Consider the following 18,506-nt stretch of genomic DNA (forward strand, 5'->3'; position numbering starts at 1 on the left):
GAAATCAGGATAGTTCCCGGAAATTGTGACTTGTTTTCAATTACTTGTTTCCACTTTGGAAACAGTATCGCCTGGGGGCACCATGTTCGAGATTGTAGCACCATATGTATTGCCGTGGATCCTGTTCGGCGTCCTTGCATTCGACTTTTTCAACGATGACGACTCATCGGCAAAGGCAGGTGTCGATGAAACCGGCACCGATGGCGACGATGTGATCGAAGGCAGTGAACAGGGTGACATGATTTCAGGCCTTGAAGGCAATGATACCCTGCTGATGCTGGGCGGCGCGGATTTTGCCAACGGGGGTCCGGGCGATGACAGCATCGAGGGCGGTACCGGCAACGATTCAATCATGGGCGCAAGTGGTGACGACACGATCTTTGCGGGTGCGAACGAAGACATCGTATCGGGCGGTTCGGGCGACGATTACATCGACGGCGGTGTTGGCGATGACGTGCTGGGCGGTAAAAGCGGCGACGATGAAATCCTTGGCCGTCTTGGCGATGACACCCTGAGCGGTGACGCAGGCAACGATTCCCTGAATGGCGGCTTTGGCAACGATCTGATTACCGGCGGCACGGGCAATGACATTCTACGCGGTGGTGACGGTGATGACGAACTGCGCGGCGGCTTTGGCAACGACAGCCTGAACGGCGCGGCGGGGGATGATATCATCCGCGACGTCGCGGGCAACAACACCATCAACGCAGGCAACGGTGATGACTTCGTGCAGGTAAACGGCTTGAAAGGTGCCTCGGCAATTACCCTTGGTGCAGGCGCCGACATGTTGGAATTCAGCAATGACGACACAGGGGCCAATGTCACGGTAAACGATTTTGACCCGGCCGAAGATCAGCTAGCGGTCGTGATCCCCGAAGCCGCAACCCTGAACGCGGCGGATCAGGCAACATTTGACGCGCAAGACAACATCTTTGATATCACCGCGACTCAGGACGGCGACGACACGCTGGTCAGCATGACACCTGTCGCAGCGTTGAACGGGATTGTCGCGCCGCAATCGGTCCTCCTCAAGGGAACGACTGCCGCTGACGTCAACACCGATGCCATCGCCGTGCTATTGGAATACAGCGCCTGAACCTAGCCGAACTGCGGCGCATCGGTCGCAGGTGCATCCTTGGGCGCAAGCCCTTCGATCACGACGCGCGCCTGCCCCAGCCTTGGGTGAAGTGTATTCGCCAGAACCCACGCGGCAACCAACCCCGCACCCCCCGCGACAAACACGCCCGAAATGGGCGCAACCAACAAGACCAGCCAGGCAACGCCAGGGGTCATGATGCCCGACACATCGCGAAAGCTGGAATAGATCGCCGACATTTCCGTGCGCTCCGACGGTTTGACCGCGAGCAGGAACGGCAAGCCGCCTGCCACATCAAGCAAGATCAAAAAGAACGACCCGATCATCAGGGCCACGACCGCAATCAGCGGAACGCCATGGGGCAATCCCGCGGCCATGAACAACAGGCCCGCGAACAAGAACCCCAATCGGATGGTTGTGCGCACCGAACTGCGCTGCATGAAACGCAACATCACCGGCGTCAGGAACAAGGCGGCGTTCGAAAGCGACAAGGCAATCCCGCCCAGCTGTTCGCCCAGCCCGTTCTGCAGGGCATAAATCGGTAGATAGACCACATAAACCCACCACCCGCAGGACCGGATTACTGCAAACAGCCATCCGGCGATCAGGCGCGGCTGCGCAAAGAACCGGCGGAAAAAGGCAAAGGGGTTGGCGGGCACGGCGCGGCTTTTGGTGATCAGCTTGCCGTTGCCAAGGCGCATCACAAGAAACACAGCCGTCATCCCCAAAGCGGCCACAAACGAAATCAGAAACGGCGCGGGCGGCCACCAACTGTATAAAAGCACACCCAAAACGGGGCCAACCGTCCACCCCAAAGCGCTGTAGAACAATCGCGAGGTTTCAAGCCGGCCCAGCTCGACCTTGGCCACGTAATCCAGCACATAGGCATTGAAGCACACAAACGTGACAACGGTGGCAGATGTGGTCAGCGTCAAGCCCGCAATGACCAGCGCAGGCGCATTCAGGATGGCCAACATCGCGCCGCTTGCGAACATCAAGGTTCCGGCAACATAGACCCAGCGCCTTGGCACGAACCGGATCAGATAGGGAACGGACAAGCCGATTATCAGCGAGGCCAGACCGATCGCAAAATAAACTGCGGAAATCGCGGCGGCATCCCCAAGCACGCGATACATGACCAATGGAAAAACTGACACCAGAATGCCGCGCGCAATCGCTTCGGCCCCGGCCAGAACGGCAAAGCCGCGCACACTTGGCGCAGGCGCATGGCGAAGCCACTCAGGTATCCGGCGTTCATGCATAGGGTCTGCTGCCTGGTTTGACTTTGAACAGCCAAGCGCAGTTCCGGCCCTGTTGCATTGCCAGATGCGACCCGATGTCGTTTTCGGGGAATGTGGGGGTTAGTCCAGCGCCTTGGTTCCCAACGCCGACCCTTCCAGCATCTTCACTTCGCGCTGCGGGAACGGGATGCTGATACCCGCTTCGGCAAAGGCATCCCAAAGCGCCAGATACACATTGCCGCGAATGTTGGTCAGCCCGCCGGTTGGGTCCTTGATCCAGAACCGCAGGATGTAATCCACACTGCTGTCACCGAACCCGACGATATGGCAAACAGGCGGCTGGAACGTCAGCACGCGATCAACGCTTTTGGCCGCATCAATCGCGATCTTGCGCACCTCGTGCGGGTTGTCGCCATAGGCCGTGCCAAAAAAGATATCCAAGCGCACGAAATCGTTGGAATGGGACCAGTTGACCACCTGCGTGGTGATCAGGTCTTCGTTCGGGATCAGGTATTCGCGCCCGTCCCGAGTGGTAATGCTGACATAGCGGGCACCCAGCGAATTGATCCAGCCAAAGGTCTCGCCCACGGTGATCACGTCACCGGGTTTGATGGACTTGTCCAGCAGGATGATGATGCCCGACACAAGGTTGGACACGACCTTTTGCAGGCCAAAACCAAGGCCGATACCAATCGCACCCGATAATACCGCAAGGCCAGACAGATCAAAGCCGACCGCCTTGAGCCCGACAAAAAATGCGACACCATAAAGGGCGATCTGAATGAACTTGACCACCAGCACACGCATCGACGGGCTGATGTCTTCGTTCGCCTGAATCCGTGCAGCCGAGGTGCGCGACACAAACCGCGCCACGAAAAAGAACACCCCCAGAATGAAGGCAGCTTGCACGACAAGCCAGACCGACAGGCGGAACTCGCCGATCTCGATTGCAACGCTGTCCAGCAATTGTTCAGCCTGTTCCGTAAGGCCAAGAATGCGCAGCGTCACCCAGGCCCATGCGCCATAGCGCACAACCGTGCGCAGGAAAGGGTTGGCGATCAAACGTGTTGCAAAAGTCACGATCAGCCATGCCAGCGCCAGGTTGGCGATACCCGCGATCAAATACGACCGACTGGGCCAGGTGACTTCACGCATGATGGCCACGGTGATCCAGATCAGCGCGACGAAAAAGATCATCCGCATGCGTTTATGAACGACCAACAGAATGCGCAAACGCCACTTGGGCCAGCCTTCGCGCGTGCGCATCCAGTTGTGCAAACGCGGCTGCACGATCCGCGACACGACATGCGCAAGGGCAAACACCGCAAGCGCGATGATCAACTGATACGCGTTCCAGGGCCGGAGCAAGGTTTCGATAAACGCCTGCGCCTGCCCGACCAGCCCCTGCCCGACCTCGAATATCTCGCCTGCCTGCTGGGCAAGGTCTTGTTGTTCATCAGGTTCCATGCGCGCCCCTTGGTTGACACCATTGTGCATGGCGCGCGCAGCGCGGGCAAGCACGTGCTTAGGCGTGCAATGCAGCCGTGCTTGCAGCAAACCGCGCGCGGGTGTATCCCATCCCAATGATCGTCATATTCGACATTTGCGACCGCACCCGCCTGCGCGAACGCTTTCACGGGGCCACCCACACGGTGCTTGCCCGCCCCTAGCGCGCCTGCGCCGCAGACTAACTGACTCCACACATCTATCACGGGAGAGGACCATGTCCCCCAAAACGCTCTATGACAAAATCTGGGATGCCCATTTGGCACACGAGGCCGATGACGGCACCTGCCTTCTGTATATCGACCGCCATCTTGTGCACGAAGTGACCAGCCCGCAGGCATTCGAGGGCCTGCGCATGACGAACCGCACCGTGCGCGCACCCGACAAAACCATCGCCGTGCCGGACCATAACGTGCCCACGACGTTGGACCGCGCCAATGCCGAAACCATGACCGAGGATTCGCGCATTCAGGTTGCAGCACTTGATAAAAACGCCAAGGATTTCGGCATCCACTATTACCCTGTGTCCGACGTGCGGCAGGGGATCGTGCATATCGTCGGCCCCGAACAGGGCTGGACCCTGCCGGGCATGACCGTTGTGTGCGGCGATAGCCACACCGCGACCCACGGTGCGTTCGGCGCGCTGGCCCACGGCATCGGCACATCCGAGGTCGAACACGTTCTGGCCACGCAAACCCTGATCCAGCAGAAATCGAAAAACATGAAGGTCGAAATCACCGGCAAACTTGCGCCCGGTGTCACGGCCAAGGACATCACCATGTCGGTGATCGGCGAAACCGGCACCGCTGGCGGCACCGGATATGTGATCGAATACTGCGGTGAAGCGATCCGCGACCTGTCCATGGAAGGGCGCATGACCGTCTGTAACATGGCAATCGAAGGCGGCGCGCGCGCTGGTCTGATCGCACCCGATGAAAAAACCTATGCCTATTGTCAGGGTCGCCCCCACGCCCCCAAAGGCGCGCAATGGGAAGCCGCGCTCGCGTGGTGGAAAACGCTTTACTCCGATGACGATGCGCAGTGGGACAAAGTGGTTACGCTGAAGGGCGAAGACATCGCGCCATCCGTCACCTGGGGCACCTCGCCCGAGGATGTTCTGCCGATCACGTCGGTGGTGCCCGATCCGGCCTCGTTCAAAGGCGGCAAAGTCGACGCCGCACAGCGTTCGATCGACTATATGGGCCTCAAGGCGGGTCAGAAACTCACCGACATCGAAATCGACACGGTGTTCATCGGGTCCTGCACCAACGGGCGCATCGAAGACCTGCGCGCCGCCGCTGCGATCCTCAAGGGCAAAAAGGTCAAGGACGGGATGCGCGCGATGGTCGTGCCGGGTTCGGGCCTTGTGCGTGCACAAGCCGAAGAAGAAGGCCTTGCCGATATTTTCAAGGACGCTGGTTTTGAATGGCGCATGGCGGGCTGTTCCATGTGCCTTGCCATGAACCCCGACCAACTGGCCGAAGGCGAACGCTGCGCCTCCACGTCAAACCGCAACTTTGAGGGGCGTCAGGGCTACAAGGGCCGCACCCACCTTGTGTCGCCGGGCATGGCTGCCGCAGCTGCAATCACCGGTCGCCTGACCGATGTGCGGGAGCTGATGCAATGAGCATGAAACGACGCGGATTTCTGCAAATGCTTGGCGGTGCCTGCACCGCCCCCTTGATGCCATCGGTCTCGATCGCGTCAGCGACCAAGGCAGCCTACCCCGCAAGCGCGCTGCACGCCGCGATCTATCACGCACGCACCCGTGTGAATTTTTCGGTATTCGCATTGGCGCAACAACTGGGCCTGAAACTGGCCGAGGCCGAGGCCGTGATGGTCGAAATGTCCAACCGTGGCATTCTTGGCCCGCTGCAGGGCACGACCCAAAGCGGGCGCTGGGCGCGCAGCCATGTCTTGCAGCGACCGTTTGCCGATGGCGCAGCGGCACGAAAACTGGCTGACGCGCGCCGTGCAAAAGCGCGCGATGCGCAGTCGAAAACCTTTGACGAAGACGGGTCATATCTACATGCGTTCCTGACCCATCTCTATGATCTTTGCCGCGCTCAGGGGCGCGTGCTTCACCCATCCTGCGCCAAGCTTCTGGCGCAATAACCCATACGCGACCCACACGGTTTCCATATGCATTCCATATGGTTTCTGGGTCTTACTGCGGCGTTTACCTCTGTTAACGCGGACATCTGAAACGGTTAACGCCCGAAAGGATACGACGATGGAAAAATTCGACAAACTCTCTGGAATTGCGGCGCCAATGCCTTTGGTGAACATCGACACCGATATGATCATCCCCAAGGTGTTTCTGAAAACGATCAAACGGTCCGGCCTTGGCGTGAACCTGTTCGACGAGATGCGCTATGATCGCCAAGGCAACGAAATCCCCGATTTCGTGCTGAACCAGCCGCAGTATCGCGATGCGCAAATCCTTGTGGCAGGCGATAACTTTGGCTGTGGATCATCCCGTGAACACGCGCCTTGGGCCTTGCTTGATTTCGGCATCCGCTGCGTGATTTCCACCAGCTTTGCCGACATTTTCTACAACAACTGCTTCAAGAACGGAATCCTGCCCATCGTCGTGTCCCCGAGGATCACGCCAAGCTGATGGATGATGCGGAACGTGGTGCGAATGCGGTGATTTCGATTGATCTGGAAAGCCAGACAATCACTGGCCCCGATGGCGGCTCCATTGCCTTCGCGGTGGATGCGCACAAGAAACACTGCCTGATGAACGGCCTTGATGATATCGGCCTGACCATGGAAAAGGCCGCCTCCATTGACGCCTTCGAGGCCGAGGCAAGTGCCGCGCGCCCCTGGGTCTGACCAAGAACCCTGTGCAGGCCGCTAGCTGTGGCCTGCATAGCCTGCTTGCCCACCGGATTTTATCGGCCTCCCTATATCTAGATGGTCGCGGGCGCGTCCACGCCACATTTGGTGCAGTCCTTAGTTCCGCTGCACAATGGTTGCAAAGTCGCACCACCTCTGCCGCAAAACCGCCCCAGATATTTCGCTAGTCTTACCAAAGACTTGTGAAGCGAAATGAATCTGGGCACAAATATGGCAAATGTGAGGCATCCCGCCACAAATGAGCGGGTTCATACTGGGACAAGGGAGCGGCAAAGCATCGCCCCCGACCGGATTGAGGGTAGTAGGGCAGTGATTTCACGGCTGGCAGGCGCGATCATGCGCGCAATTCTTGTAGTGTTGCTGATCGCAACGCCGTCGGTGCTATTGGTGGATACATCAACTGACACGACGCAGATTGTTGTGCTTGTTGCCCTTCTGGCGGCCATTTTTACCGTCGTTGAATACAACTCCGCCTATCCCAGTCTCGTCGAATTTCGGGACGCGCCGCCGTTCAACCGCGTCCGCTTTTTCGCGCTGTATGCCACGGTTTTCGCGCTGACAGTGATTGCGCGTGGTGAAACCAGCCCGACGACGATCACGCTGTTCTTTGATGCGATCGGGTCGCGGATCGGCGATCTGATCGACTTTCCATATTCGCCTGTCCGTCTTGTGGTACTGATGATGCCCCAAGGGGCGGATGCCGCACTGATCGATTCCGTGCGCACGGCTGCGGGCCTCTCATACCTCGTGTCAATCCTGTCGCTTGCCACCTTCGTGTTGATCCTGCGCGGGACAGGCTGGCCGCGCCAGCTGGGCGGCTTCAACGTCTGGACCAATCTGCCCACGTTCGACCCGACAGCGGGTGGCGATGTGGTGGACCGTCTGAACCGTGACGGACAAGTTAACGTTATCTTCAGGATTCCTGCTGCCATTCATTATCCCAGCATTCGTGAAATTGGCCTCTGACATGTTCAACCCCATCAGCCTCGCCAATGATCACACCCTGATTTGGACGATGACTGCATGGGCGTTCTTGCCAGCCAGTTTGTTGATGCGCGGGATCGCGATGATGCGCGTGGCGCAGATGATCGCCGATCAGCGCGCGCGCGCCTATGCGCACGCCAAAGCCGAAGGTGCCTTGCCAGCCTGATCTTGTGCTGGCTCGCACTTCCAGCGATTGCCGACACCTATCGTATTGCAACCTACGCCGCCCCGCTTAGCCGTGATGGGCCGGGGTTGCTGTTGCGTGATATCACCAAGGGCGAGGACCCGCAGATCGCGGCGATCATCGCGGTGATTGCGCAAAACGCACCCGATATTCTGGTGCTGACGGATTTCGATTACGACTATGGCGGGGTGGCCCTGACGGCCTTTGCCCAAGCGCTTGGCGATGCAGGCCACCCCATGCCCCACACATTCGCGCGCCAGCCAAATACCGGGTTTGCCACGGGGCTGGATCATGACGGTGACGGGCGGCTGGGTGATGCGCGTGACAATCAGGGATACGGGCGGTTTGCGGGCGATGGCGGCATGGCGGTGCTGTCGCGGTTTGCGATTGACGGTGACGGCGTGCGCGACTTCTCCGATTTGCTGTGGCGCGATATTCCCGGTGCGACCCTGCCGCCAATGACGGATGATCTGCGCGCGGTGCAGCGCCTGTCGGAAACCGCCCACTGGGTCTTGCCGATCCGCCCCGATGGAGCACCGCCCATCACCCTGCTTGCCTACAGCGCGACCGCGCCCGTGTTCGATGGCCCCGAAGACAGGAACGGGCTGCGTAACCGTGATGAATCGCGGTTCTGGCAGTTGTTTCTGGACGGTATCTGGGGGCCGCCACCGCAGGGGCGCTTTGCGATCATCGGCAACGCCAACCTTGATCCCGTCGATGGGGAAGGATTGCGCGAAACAATGTCAGACCTGCTCACGGATCCGCGCATTCAAGACGCCAAGCCAACAAGCGCGGGTGGTGTCGCAGACGCTGACCCCAACCATAGCGGCGATCCGGCCCTTGATACGGTCGATTGGCGCAGCGACGGGCCGGGGAATTTGCGGGTCAGCTATGTGATCCCCTCGGCGGATTGGCAGATCGTTGGGGCAGGCGTGTATTGGCCCGCCCCTGAAGATGAAATGCTACTCGGCAGCGATGGGATGGCTGCTGGCGCGCATCGCCTTGTCTGGGTGGATGTCGGCGGGTAGGCCCGACAGCATGACCGTGCGCGTATCTGTCCGCCTGAAGTCCGGCAGCAGACGGTCGAATTTTTCGGCGGCAAGCCAGTGCGACATGTCCCAAAGGTAGCGCATTTCGCGCAGTTCGCGGGCAAGCTCCCACAGCGGTGACAATGCGGTCATCAACCACCAAGGAAACGGTGAAATCTTATGGTCGCGCCCGGTTGCCTGATCCAGGACCACCTTCATGTCGGCAACGCTGAACGCATGGCCCGGAAACGGGATGTCCTCGAACGTTGCAAGCGTTGCGCGCCGTTCAGCCAAGGCCACAGCCGCGCGCGCCCAATCAGGCAGGTAGCAATAGGCGTGAATGATATCGGGCGCACCCATTGCGCCGATCCTCGCCTTTTGCGGGTCGCGCAAATGCATCATGGCCATTGCATCGCCGTTGCGATTGGGGTCGATGAAGCTGCCCGCGCGCAAGATGATTGTGGGGGTGCCCGCCGCGCGATAGGCGGCTTCCATTTCGACCCGCACACGGCCTTTGCGGCTGGCGGGGTCTTGTGGCGTTTGTTCTGACAACTCTCCGCCTTTGACGCCGAAGTTATAGACGTTTCCGGGAATGATGACGGTTGCACCGCTTGCCTTGGCCGCCCCAATCACCTGCTGCGTGATTGCCGGAATGGTGTTTTCCCAATCGTGATAGGCGGGCGGGTTCAGCCCGTTGACGATCACGTCGGCGCCCATTGCGGCCTGCGTCATGTCGGTGTTGCGGTCATAGCGGCGCACGGTCCAGCCGGCGTCCCAAAATGCCTCTGCTGCGTGGCTGCCGATTTTTCCGTTCGCGCCCAGAATCAATACGGTCTGTGTCATGGCTTGGTCCTTGTTTCAGGTTAAGACCAGAAGATGCGCTATGCTCATGCGAATAGAAATTGCCAAAAAATGCAGATCATGTATTCATTTGTGAATGGTAAACAGCATCAACGCGCTCGACTGGTCCCTTGTCCAAGCTTTTCTTGCGGTGGCGGAAACCGGCAGCCTGTCCGCTGCCGCGCGCAGCCTGAATGCCAGCCAGCCGACCCTTGGCCGCCAGATCAAGGCAATGGAAACCCAACTGGGTGCGACCCTGTTTCACCGGCAGGCGCGTGGCTTTGCCCTGACCGAAACCGGCGCGGCGCTGATTGCTCCTGCCAATGCCATGCGTGACGCGATGATGCAGATCACCCTAACAGCCGCGGGGCGCGAGGCACGGTTGCAAGGCACAGTGCGCATTACGGCCAGCATCGCAACATCACTGTATCACCTCCCCGCGATCATCGCCGACATCCGCATCCGCGAGCCAGACATCGCGATTGAACTGGCCCCCAGCGACGACAGTCGCAACCTGCTGTTCCGCGAGGCTGATATCGCCGTGCGCATGTATCGCCCTGAACAGCTTGATCTGGTCGCGCAGCATCTAGGAGACATCCCGCTGGGAATATTTGCGGCAAAATCGTATGTCTCGCGGCACGGCATTCCGACCGGCCCCGCAGATATCATGACCCATGAATTTGTCGGTTTTGATACGAACCCCGCAATCATTGACGGCTTTCGCGCTGCAGGCGTCCCCGTTGATCGCGATTGGTTCAAAGTGCGTTGCGATGATAATGTTGCCTATTGGAACCTGGTGCGTGGTGGATGCGGCATTGGCTTTGCACAGATGTCGCTGGGGATGGACGATCCCGACATGGTTGAGATCGACCTTGGGTTTCCGCTGCCGCCCCTGCCGATCTGGCTGGTCGCCCACGAAGCAATGCGCCAAACCCCGCGCGTGCGCCGCGTTTGGGATATGCTGGCGGCGGGCCTGCGCCCCTTGGTCACTTGATCCCGCTGGGCTGACAGGCTAGGCCAAGCCGACGCATTCAGCCAAAGGATTCCCGCATGTCGAACCCGTCCCTTCTTATTCTTGCCGGTGACGGCATCGGCCCCGAAGTCATGACCGAAGTGAAGAAGATCATCGCGTGGTTCGGTGACAAGCGGGATATGAATTTCGATGTGTCCGAAGACCTTGTTGGCGGCGCGGCATACGACAAACACGGCGTGCCGCTGCACGACGACACGATGGCCAAAGCGCAAGAGGTTGACGCCGTTCTGCTGGGTGCCGTTGGCGGCCCCGCTTATGACAACCTTGATTTTTCCGTCAAACCCGAACGCGGTTTGCTGCGCCTGCGCAAGGAAATGGACCTGTTCGCAAACCTGCGCCCCGCGCAGTGTTTTGATGCGCTGGCCGACTTCTCCTCGCTGAAAAAGGACATCGTTGCGGGCCTTGATATCATGATCGTGCGCGAACTGACGTCCGGCGTCTATTTCGGCGAACCCCGTGGTATCCACATCGAGGACAACATGCGCGTGGGCATCAACACCCAACGCTATACCGAAGCCGAGATCGAGCGTGGCGCGCGCGCTGCGTTTGAACTGGCAATGAAGCGTGACAAGCGGCTGTGTTCGATGGAAAAGGCAAACGTCATGGAAAGCGGTATCCTGTGGCGTGATGTCGTCACCGAGGTCCACACCGACTACCCGCAAGTTGAACTGTCACACATGTATGCCGATAACGGCGCAATGCAGCTTGTGCGCGCGCCCAAGCAGTTTGACGTGATCTATACCGACAACCTGTTCGGCGACATCCTGTCCGATTGCGCGGCGATGCTGACCGGATCATTGGGTATGTTGCCCTCGGCCTCGCTGGGTTCGCCCATGGCCAATGGCCGCCCCAAGGCAATGTATGAACCCGTCCACGGGTCTGCCCCCGACATCACCGGCCAGGGCAAAGCCAACCCGATTGCCTGTATCCTCAGCTTTGCCATGGCTCTGCGTTATTCCTTTGATCAGGGGGCCGAGGCCGACCGCCTTGAGGCCGCCGTGGAAAAGGTGCTGGCTGATGGATTGCGCACCGCCGATCTGATTGGTGCCGAGGGTGTCGCCCCTGTTTCCACTACGGAAATGGGTGATGCGATTGTTGGCGCATTGACCGCCAGCCTGTAAGGCGCATTGACCTGTGGCGCAGATTGTCCGAAACAGTTTGCGCTAACACCCGATAGGACAGCACATGTCGCAAAATGCAAAGGGCGCGCTTTTGGCGCTTCTGGCTTTCGCCGTTTATGCGACGGGTGATGTGGCCGTGAAGGTGCTGGGTGGGGTCTATTCGCCAATACAGGTCATTTTCTTCAGCGGACTGTTCAGCTTTCCGTTGGCGATGTTCATGATCATGCGCGACCCGCAGCCGGGCACCTTGCTGCCTGCGCACCCGTGGTGGACCGTGTTTCGCACGCTTGCGACACTGATCACGGGCTTCAGCGCGTTTTATGCATTTTCAGTGCTGCCACTGGCGCAGACCTACACGATCCTCTTTGCCTCGCCCTTGTTGATTACCGTTCTTGCGATCCCCTTGCTGGGCGAAAAAGTGCGCCTGCGCCGCGGCCTTGCGGTGCTGGTCGGGCTTGCGGGTGTTCTGGTTGTCCTGCGCCCCGGTCAGGCAGACCTTAGCCTTGGCCACATTGCCGCGCTTGTCGCGGCCTTTGGCGGGTCGTTCGCATCGGTGATCGTGCGCAAGATCGGCGCGGATGAACGCCCGATTGTGCTGATGCTATACCCGATGGCCGCAAACTTTGTTGTGATGGGGGCGCTGCTGCCATTGGTCTATCTCCCGATGCCAATCGAACACATTGGCCTATTGGCGTTGCTGGCAACTTTTGGCACCGCTGGCGGGTTGATCATCATCGCCGCCTACAAGGCGGGCGAGGCGGTGATCGTTGCGCCGATGCAGTATTCGCAGATCCTGTGGGCGACGTTTTACGGCTACCTGTTCTTTGAGGAATCGATGAACTGGAACACATCCGTAGGGGCGGGCATCATCATCGCCAGCGGCCTGTATATCGTGTTGCGCGAAAGCGGTGGCACGGCCTCGCGGAACACGCCCGTGCTACGCACAAGATCACGCCCCGAGACAGGTACGAACATGCGTATCAGTCCGTTCCTGAAAATCCGGCTAGGGCGCAAGACCACCGAATAAACCGCTAGTCCTGCGCCGGTTCGTCGTCGTAATCGGTGCGCAGGATACGCGCACTGTCACCTTCGGGGTCGTCATACTGGTTTGACTTCAGCGTCCAAAAGAACGCGGCCAAGCCGACCCCGCCAAGGGTCAGGCTGATCGGGATAAGGTAGGACAAGACTTCCATCAGCGTGTCCGCATCGCATTCAGTGACACGATGATCGAACTGGTCGACATCGCAATGGCCGCACTGAGCGGTGTCGCAAAGCCCAGAAAGGCAATCGGCACGGCGATACTATTGTAGAGCGCCGCCACGCCGAAGTTTTCCAAGATGCGATGCCGCGCCGAGCGGCCAATCCGAAGCGCATCGGTAATATGTGACAGATCGGGCGACACCAGCACAACATCGGCCGCTACCCGCGCGGCTTCGAGGGCGGATGCAGGTGCGATGGACACGTGCGCCAATGCCAGTGCGGCGGTGTCGTTCAGACCGTCACCAACCATCAAGACACGTTTACCCTCGGCCTTGCGCGCCTCCAGAACGGCGGCTTTTTCGGTGGGCAACACGCCTGCCTGCCAGTCCGCGATCCCCAGTTCATTGGCAAGCCGTTGCACCGGCTCGCGCGCATCACCTGACAGCAATGTCACGGGCAGATCACGCTTTTGCAGCGCCGCGATCAGGGCGTGCGCGCCATCCCGCAAAGTATCCGCAAAGGCGAGTGAAACAGGCGCTTCTCCGTCAATGCCGATCTGGGTCGCGGCGTTTTCAGCGTCATCACTCACCCAGGCAGCACGACCAAGGCGAACATCCTTGCCGTTCAGCTTGCCTTGGACACCAAGACCGGGGTGTTCGACGATATCGGTCACTGTGACCATCGGCAGGCCACGTCCACGCGCCGCCGCGACAATCGCAGCTGATCGCGGATGTGACGATGCATCGGCAAGTGCGGCAGCAATCGCAAAGGCGCGTTCCGGGATCGTACTGGCATTCAACAGTTCGGGCGTGCCTTTGGTCAGCGTTCCGGTCTTGTCAAAAATGACCTCATCCACTTCGGCCAGACGCTCCAGCGCTGTCGCGTGTTTCACCAAAAGCCCGTGTTTGAACATCCGGCCCGACGCCACGGTCGAAACAGCGGGCACCGCAAGCCCAAGCGCGCAAGGGCAAGTAATGATCAAAACGGCCACAGCGATGTTGAGGGCATGGCGCACATCGCCGCCCGTCAGCCAAAGCCACAGCACAAAGGCCGCCAGGGCCAGCAGATGCACCAGTGGCGCGTAAATGCGCGCGGCTCGATCAGCGAGGGAGTTGTATTTCGACTTGGCCTCCTCTGCGACCGACACCATATCGGCAAGGCTGTGAAGCAGTGTGTCCTTGCCCACCGCATCGGCGCGCACCTGCAAGGGTCCGGTCAGGTTGACCTCGCCCGCGCGCACGGCGGTGCCGGTGCCTGCGGCCACCGGATCGGTTTCGCCTGTCAGGAACGCGCGGTCCAATTCGCTTGCGCCGTCGATTACCGTGCCATCGACGGGAACGCGCCCGCCAGGGCGAACCATCAAGATGTCACCCACGGCAATCGCCGTCAGTGACACGGTTTCGGCGACGCCATTTACCAGCCGCAGGGCCGTCGGGGATTCAAGTGCCGCCAGTTCGGCAGCAGCCGAGCGCGCAACACTGCGCATTTTTTGATCCAGAAAACGACCCGCCAGCAAAAAGAACGTCAGCGACAGGGCTGCATCAAAATAGGCGTGTTCGCCGTGGTTCATCGTTTCAAACAGCGACATGCCCGCGGCCAGCAAGATCGCCAGCGAAATCGGCACATCCATATTCAAGCGATAGGCCTGCAAGGCCGACCACGCGTTGCGAAAGAACGGTTGTGCGGAAAAGGCGATTGTCGGCAGGGCGATCATCGCCGAAATCCAGTGGAACAGGTCGCGCGTCGCGTCTGTCGCACCCGACCAGACGGCGACTGACAGCAACATCACGTTCATCATCGCAAAACCCGACACGCCAAGGCGCATCAGCAAGTCGCGCGCGGCGCTGTCACTGGTCCCGGCCGACAGGGTGGCACTGTCCAGCGGCTGCGCCTCAAACCCAAGGGCGGACAGGGCCGCCGTCAGGTCAGCCGCTTCAAGCCCCTCGGCCACATGCACGGTTGCACGCTTGCGGGTCAGGTTCACCCGCACATCATTCACGCCGTCCAGCGCCATTAGCCCGCGTTCAACCCCCGAAATGCATCCCGCGCAATGAATTGCGGGCAGGGAAAGCTGGATCTCGGTGCCAAGTGCCGCTGCCCGCTTGCGCGCGCGTTCGCTCATCACCGGCGCGGCAAGGCATCCGGGACAGGCGGCAGCATTGGGGCTTTCGGTGATGGCCATCGCAGCCTCCTAGCGTTCGACCAGAACGACGACACGCTGCTGGAACATCGTGCCATCTCTCGCCACGGCTTCGAACCGCAGGTTCCAGTTGCCCGCTGCCGTTGTGACGGGTGCGCGATACATCGTGCCATCAAAAACAAAGTCGGGCGTCTGGTCATCTCGCACGCTTGTGGCGCGCCCAAAGGTGCCCGTCAGATCGGCGACCTCGACCGGCTGACCGGCCGCGTTGGTGATGGCCAGTTGCAATTCATCCTGATGCACCTCGGCACTGATCGACCATCCCAAAGCCTCTTGGGCGGCACGATTTTCGTCAAAGTGCTGGCTTGCCACATACGAGTTTTTGACCTCAAGCCCGGGAAAGGTTTTCACCGCTGAATAGGCCAGAAACAGGTTCACCGAAATGATCACGCCAAAGGCAGCGGCCATCCCGAAAAATACCTTTCGGCCAGTAATAGGAGCAAGCATCAGTTAGCCTTTCCGTTAAAGATTGTATCCTGATGTGACTGATCGCCACTTTCAAGGTCCGTGACCCAGAAACGCAGGTCGGTGCTTTCCGCCGAAGATGCGGGCGCATCACGGGCCGCCATCACGTAAACCCGCACAAGGCGCGTTTCGTCGACAGGCACGGTTACAGTCGTGTCACCGCTGTCCTCGCCTTCGATTTCGACACGCAGGTCGGCCTCGGACATTGCCGTGATTTCAAATGCGCGATCATCACCATACATGTTGCGCAACCGGATGTCATAGGCGTTGCGAATGCTGCCGTCGGACAGGGTGACAAACTGCGGGTTGCGCACGGGTGCGACCGTCATGTCGATGCTGGAGCGCATCAAAAGCGCAACGATCAGACCAACGCCGACAAGCGCCCAAAGCCCGGTGTAAAGCATCGTGCGGGGCCGGAAGATATGTTTCCAGATTGGCATATGCACACCGCCGGCCCGTTCCACGGGCTCGTCCTTGAGGGCGAAGTAGTCGACCAGACCACGTGGTTTGCCGGTCTTGGCCATGATGTCGTCACAGGCATCAATGCACAGGCCGCAGGTAATGCATTCCATTTGCTGGCCATCGCGAATGTCGATGCCCATCGGGCAGACGTTCACGCAGGCCATACAGTCAATGCAATCGCCCATCGGTTCGCCTGATTTCACGGCCTCGGAATGCTTGCGCGGCTCGCCACGCCATTCGCGATAACCGATGGTGATGGTGTCTTCGTCCATCATCGCAGCCTGAATGCGTGGCCAGGGGCAGGCGTAGATGCAGACCTGTTCCCGGGCGATCCCGCCAAAGAAAAATGTGGTCAGACCAAGAATTGCCATGGTCGTATAGGCAACGGGGTGGGCGGTGCCGCGCACCAGATCAACCGCCAGCGTGGGGGCATCGGTGAAATAGAACACCCAAGCACCACCCGTGGCGACACCGATCAGAATCCAGACAAACCATTTTGTCAGGCGCAGCCGCCATTTTCTGATATCCCACTTGGATTTCCAAAGGCGCACGCGTGCGTTGCGGTCGCCCTCGATCCAGCGTTCCGTGGCGATGAACAGGTCGGTCCATACGGTTTGCGGGCAGGCATAGCCGCACCAGACCCGCCCCAGCGCCGATGTGAACAAAAACAGACCCAAGCCGGCCATGATCAAAAGGCCCGCGATGAAATAGAATTCATGCGGCCAGATTTCGATGAAGAAGAAAAAGAACCGGCGGTTCGCGAGGTCAATCAGCACCGCCTGATCGGGCAGGGCTGGTCCACGGTCCCAACGGATCAGCGGCGTGAGGTAGTAAATCCCCAGCGTGACCAGCATGATCAGCCACTTCATCGACCGGAATTTGCCTTTCACCTTGCGGGGAAAGACCGGTTCACGGGCTGCATAAAGGGACGGGGTCTCGGAAGAGCTCATGTCGTGTATCCTGAAACATCTGTTCGCTGTCATGTATATGCGGCGACTCGCGACACAACTGCCTTGATGTGGATCAAGAAATTATGTCGCAGGTCATCGGGCGACTTCCCTGGTTTGCCAAAAAGACACCCCCGAAAAGCGCTTGGCCTTCCGGGGGTGAGACCCTCCTCCCAGAGGGGACCCTGCGTTAAGCGCGAACAGACCGCAGGGTCTTTGTCTGGCGGGGCCGCTGCAAGACCCCGCCAGAGATCTTATTCGCCGCCACCAAGTTGGTGGACATAGGCGGCAACCGCGTTGATTTCCGCCTGGCTCAGGCCGCTCCCGACGCGGAATTCCTCGGACCATGCGGGCATTACGCCAAAGCGGGCGTATCGCACGGTTTCGGTGATGGTTTCTTCGTCGCCGCCATAAAGCCAGATCGCGTCTGTCAGGGTCGGGGCGCCAAGTGCGTCCATGCCCTCGCCATCATCGCCGTGGCAGGCGGCGCAGTTGTCATAAAAGACAGTCGCGCCAAGTTCTGCCGCCGCTGCATCGTGATCCTGCCCCGAAATCGCCAAAACGTGGTTGACCACGCCGGTGATTTCTTCGTCGGACAGGATTTCGTCATAGGCGGTCATTTCCGAATAGCGGCTGTCAAGCGACTGTTCGTTGCGAATGCCGTGGGTCACCGTATAGGCGATGTCCTCGATCGTGCCGCCCCAAAGCCAGTCATCGTCAAGCAGGTTCGGGTATCCTGTCGCGCCAGCCGCGCCCGATCCGTGACACTGCGAACAGTTGGCGCGGAAGATCGCGGCACCGCCGTTGACAGCAAAGCCATGCAGCTCGGCGTCGTCAGTGATGGCAGCCAGCTCAACATCGGCCAGTTTGGCCATCAGTTCAGCGTTCGCGGCTTCAACGGCGGCGATATCCTCGGCCACTTCGGCGCGTGTGGAATAGCCCAGGAAGCCGGGCGTCGCACTGTTGATCAGGGGCCATGCCGGATAGGCGATGGTATAGATGACGCCCCATGCGATCGTGGCATAAAGGCACCAGACCCACCAACGTGGCAGGGGATTGTTGAACTCTTCAATCCCGTCCCAGCTGTGACCGGTTGTTTCGACCTCGTCGTGGTTATTGTCTTGTTTTTTGCTCATGACTGACCCTCCGGGTCGCTAGAAGTGCTGTCAGCGGGGCCATCTTCGTGCCGGAAAGGCACGTTTGCCGCGTCCTTGTGCAGCTTGCGGCTGCCGGGACGGAAAGCAAAAAAGATAACCCCAAGAAAGAAGACGAACAGGGCAAGAAGCACCCAACTGTCCGCAATCTCGCGCAGGATGTGATAGTTCATAAGACCCCCT

At 59.6% G+C, this 18,506-nt stretch carries 16 protein-coding genes and 2 pseudogenes; 9 read left to right on the plus strand and 9 right to left on the minus strand.

The features are described from left to right. Positions 1 to 82: 82 nt before the first annotated feature. Positions 83 to 1,096 carry a calcium-binding protein gene (locus SJY21_RS11275; protein ID WP_377510464.1) on the plus strand — a complete coding sequence of 338 codons (1,014 nt, stop codon included), beginning with the start codon at positions 83 to 85 and terminating at the stop codon, positions 1,094 to 1,096. Between the two features lie 2 nt (positions 1,097 to 1,098). On the opposite strand, the gene SJY21_RS11280 is transcribed toward SJY21_RS11275, so the two are convergent. Beyond that, complete coding sequence (locus tag SJY21_RS11280; protein ID WP_377510467.1) at positions 1,099 to 2,358, minus strand: MFS transporter; 1,260 nt, start codon at positions 2,356 to 2,358, stop codon at positions 1,099 to 1,101. A gap of 99 nt (positions 2,359 to 2,457) precedes the next feature. Then, positions 2,458 to 3,804, minus strand: coding sequence for a mechanosensitive ion channel family protein (locus SJY21_RS11285; RefSeq protein WP_377510470.1), 1,347 nt, complete (start codon positions 3,802 to 3,804; stop codon positions 2,458 to 2,460). Positions 3,805 to 4,060: 256 nt separating this feature from the next. On the opposite strand from SJY21_RS11285, the gene leuC reads away from it, so the two are divergent. The 5 genes and pseudogenes from leuC to SJY21_RS11310 all read left to right on the plus strand — a co-directional run bounded on the left by leuC (position 4,061) and on the right by SJY21_RS11310 (position 8,901). Next, the gene (gene leuC, locus SJY21_RS11290; RefSeq protein ID WP_377510473.1) at positions 4,061 to 5,470 is read left to right on the plus strand and encodes a 3-isopropylmalate dehydratase large subunit; all 1,410 of its coding nucleotides are present in this window, start codon (positions 4,061 to 4,063) and stop codon (positions 5,468 to 5,470) included. After that, positions 5,467 to 5,958, plus strand: a complete 492-nt coding sequence (locus SJY21_RS11295; protein ID WP_377510476.1) for a hypothetical protein — start codon at positions 5,467 to 5,469, stop codon at positions 5,956 to 5,958. Before leuC ends, SJY21_RS11295 begins: the two co-directional genes overlap by 4 nt. A gap of 118 nt (positions 5,959 to 6,076) precedes the next feature. After that, positions 6,077 to 6,681, plus strand: a pseudogene (leuD, locus tag SJY21_RS11300) (3-isopropylmalate dehydratase small subunit). A gap of 360 nt (positions 6,682 to 7,041) precedes the next feature. After that, a pseudogene (locus tag SJY21_RS11305) lies at positions 7,042 to 7,855 on the plus strand (hypothetical protein). A gap of 2 nt (positions 7,856 to 7,857) precedes the next feature. Then, positions 7,858 to 8,901 (plus strand): endonuclease/exonuclease/phosphatase family protein, encoded by a 1,044-nt coding sequence (locus SJY21_RS11310; protein WP_377510479.1) that lies wholly within the window; start codon positions 7,858 to 7,860, stop codon positions 8,899 to 8,901. Here SJY21_RS11310 and SJY21_RS11315 read toward each other — a convergent pair. Next, positions 8,836 to 9,744: an epimerase gene (locus SJY21_RS11315; protein ID WP_377510482.1), complete on the minus strand. Its 909-nt coding sequence runs from the start codon at positions 9,742 to 9,744 to the stop codon at positions 8,836 to 8,838. The two genes, SJY21_RS11310 and SJY21_RS11315, sit on opposite strands and share 66 nt — an antisense overlap. A gap of 94 nt (positions 9,745 to 9,838) precedes the next feature. On the opposite strand from SJY21_RS11315, the gene SJY21_RS11320 reads away from it, so the two are divergent. The 3 genes from SJY21_RS11320 to SJY21_RS11330 all read left to right on the plus strand — a co-directional run bounded on the left by SJY21_RS11320 (position 9,839) and on the right by SJY21_RS11330 (position 12,922). After that, positions 9,839 to 10,735 carry a LysR family transcriptional regulator gene (locus tag SJY21_RS11320; protein ID WP_377510485.1) on the plus strand — a complete coding sequence of 299 codons (897 nt, stop codon included), beginning with the start codon at positions 9,839 to 9,841 and terminating at the stop codon, positions 10,733 to 10,735. 56 nt (positions 10,736 to 10,791) lie between these two features. Beyond that, entirely contained in the window at positions 10,792 to 11,895 is a 1,104-nt protein-coding gene (leuB, locus tag SJY21_RS11325; protein ID WP_377510488.1) for a 3-isopropylmalate dehydrogenase, read from the plus strand. Positions 11,896 to 11,959: 64 nt separating this feature from the next. Then, entirely contained in the window at positions 11,960 to 12,922 is a 963-nt protein-coding gene (locus SJY21_RS11330; protein WP_377510491.1) for a DMT family transporter, read from the plus strand. 4 nt (positions 12,923 to 12,926) lie between these two features. On the opposite strand, the gene ccoS is transcribed toward SJY21_RS11330, so the two are convergent. The 6 genes from ccoS to SJY21_RS11360 all read right to left on the minus strand — a co-directional run bounded on the left by ccoS (position 12,927) and on the right by SJY21_RS11360 (position 18,496). Continuing rightward, positions 12,927 to 13,088, minus strand: coding sequence for a cbb3-type cytochrome oxidase assembly protein CcoS (gene ccoS / locus SJY21_RS11335; RefSeq protein ID WP_377510494.1), 162 nt, complete (start codon positions 13,086 to 13,088; stop codon positions 12,927 to 12,929). After that, positions 13,088 to 15,277 (minus strand): heavy metal translocating P-type ATPase, encoded by a 2,190-nt coding sequence (locus SJY21_RS11340; RefSeq protein ID WP_377510497.1) that lies wholly within the window; start codon positions 15,275 to 15,277, stop codon positions 13,088 to 13,090. The genes ccoS and SJY21_RS11340 overlap by 1 nt, the downstream gene beginning before the upstream one ends. A gap of 9 nt (positions 15,278 to 15,286) precedes the next feature. Next, positions 15,287 to 15,742: a FixH family protein gene (locus tag SJY21_RS11345; RefSeq protein WP_377510500.1), complete on the minus strand. Its 456-nt coding sequence runs from the start codon at positions 15,740 to 15,742 to the stop codon at positions 15,287 to 15,289. Then, positions 15,742 to 17,172 carry a cytochrome c oxidase accessory protein CcoG gene (gene ccoG / locus SJY21_RS11350; protein WP_377510503.1) on the minus strand — a complete coding sequence of 477 codons (1,431 nt, stop codon included), beginning with the start codon at positions 17,170 to 17,172 and terminating at the stop codon, positions 15,742 to 15,744. Before ccoG ends, SJY21_RS11345 begins: the two co-directional genes overlap by 1 nt. 251 nt (positions 17,173 to 17,423) lie before the next feature. Then, complete coding sequence (ccoP, locus tag SJY21_RS11355; RefSeq protein WP_377510506.1) at positions 17,424 to 18,305, minus strand: cytochrome-c oxidase, cbb3-type subunit III; 882 nt, start codon at positions 18,303 to 18,305, stop codon at positions 17,424 to 17,426. Next, entirely contained in the window at positions 18,302 to 18,496 is a 195-nt protein-coding gene (locus SJY21_RS11360; protein WP_377510509.1) for a cbb3-type cytochrome oxidase subunit 3, read from the minus strand. The genes ccoP and SJY21_RS11360 overlap by 4 nt, the downstream gene beginning before the upstream one ends. Positions 18,497 to 18,506 lie beyond the last annotated feature (10 nt).

Source organism: Octadecabacter sp. R77987, from assembly GCF_042466115.1.
Classification (GTDB): Bacteria; Pseudomonadota; Alphaproteobacteria; order Rhodobacterales; family Rhodobacteraceae; genus SW4.

What these genes read in the sequence shown, in the direction of transcription:
- SJY21_RS11275 (WP_377510464.1), top strand. Translation starts at nt 83, where the DNA reads ATGTTCGAGATTGTAGCACCATATGTATTGCCGTGGATCCTGTTCGGC.
- SJY21_RS11280 (WP_377510467.1), bottom strand. Translation starts at nt 2,358, where the DNA reads ATGCATGAACGCCGGATACCTGAGTGGCTTCGCCATGCGCCTGCGCCA.
- SJY21_RS11285 (WP_377510470.1), bottom strand. Translation starts at nt 3,804, where the DNA reads ATGGAACCTGATGAACAACAAGACCTTGCCCAGCAGGCAGGCGAGATA.
- leuC (WP_377510473.1), top strand. Translation starts at nt 4,061, where the DNA reads ATGTCCCCCAAAACGCTCTATGACAAAATCTGGGATGCCCATTTGGCA.
- SJY21_RS11295 (WP_377510476.1), top strand. Translation starts at nt 5,467, where the DNA reads ATGAGCATGAAACGACGCGGATTTCTGCAAATGCTTGGCGGTGCCTGC.
- SJY21_RS11315 (WP_377510482.1), bottom strand. Translation starts at nt 9,744, where the DNA reads ATGACACAGACCGTATTGATTCTGGGCGCGAACGGAAAAATCGGCAGC.
- SJY21_RS11320 (WP_377510485.1), top strand. Translation starts at nt 9,839, where the DNA reads ATGGTAAACAGCATCAACGCGCTCGACTGGTCCCTTGTCCAAGCTTTT.
- leuB (WP_377510488.1), top strand. Translation starts at nt 10,792, where the DNA reads ATGTCGAACCCGTCCCTTCTTATTCTTGCCGGTGACGGCATCGGCCCC.
- SJY21_RS11330 (WP_377510491.1), top strand. Translation starts at nt 11,960, where the DNA reads ATGTCGCAAAATGCAAAGGGCGCGCTTTTGGCGCTTCTGGCTTTCGCC.
- ccoS (WP_377510494.1), bottom strand. Translation starts at nt 13,088, where the DNA reads ATGGAAGTCTTGTCCTACCTTATCCCGATCAGCCTGACCCTTGGCGGG.
- SJY21_RS11340 (WP_377510497.1), bottom strand. Translation starts at nt 15,277, where the DNA reads ATGGCCATCACCGAAAGCCCCAATGCTGCCGCCTGTCCCGGATGCCTT.
- SJY21_RS11345 (WP_377510500.1), bottom strand. Translation starts at nt 15,742, where the DNA reads ATGCTTGCTCCTATTACTGGCCGAAAGGTATTTTTCGGGATGGCCGCT.
- ccoG (WP_377510503.1), bottom strand. Translation starts at nt 17,172, where the DNA reads ATGAGCTCTTCCGAGACCCCGTCCCTTTATGCAGCCCGTGAACCGGTC.
- ccoP (WP_377510506.1), bottom strand. Translation starts at nt 18,305, where the DNA reads ATGAGCAAAAAACAAGACAATAACCACGACGAGGTCGAAACAACCGGT.
- SJY21_RS11360 (WP_377510509.1), bottom strand. Translation starts at nt 18,496, where the DNA reads ATGAACTATCACATCCTGCGCGAGATTGCGGACAGTTGGGTGCTTCTT.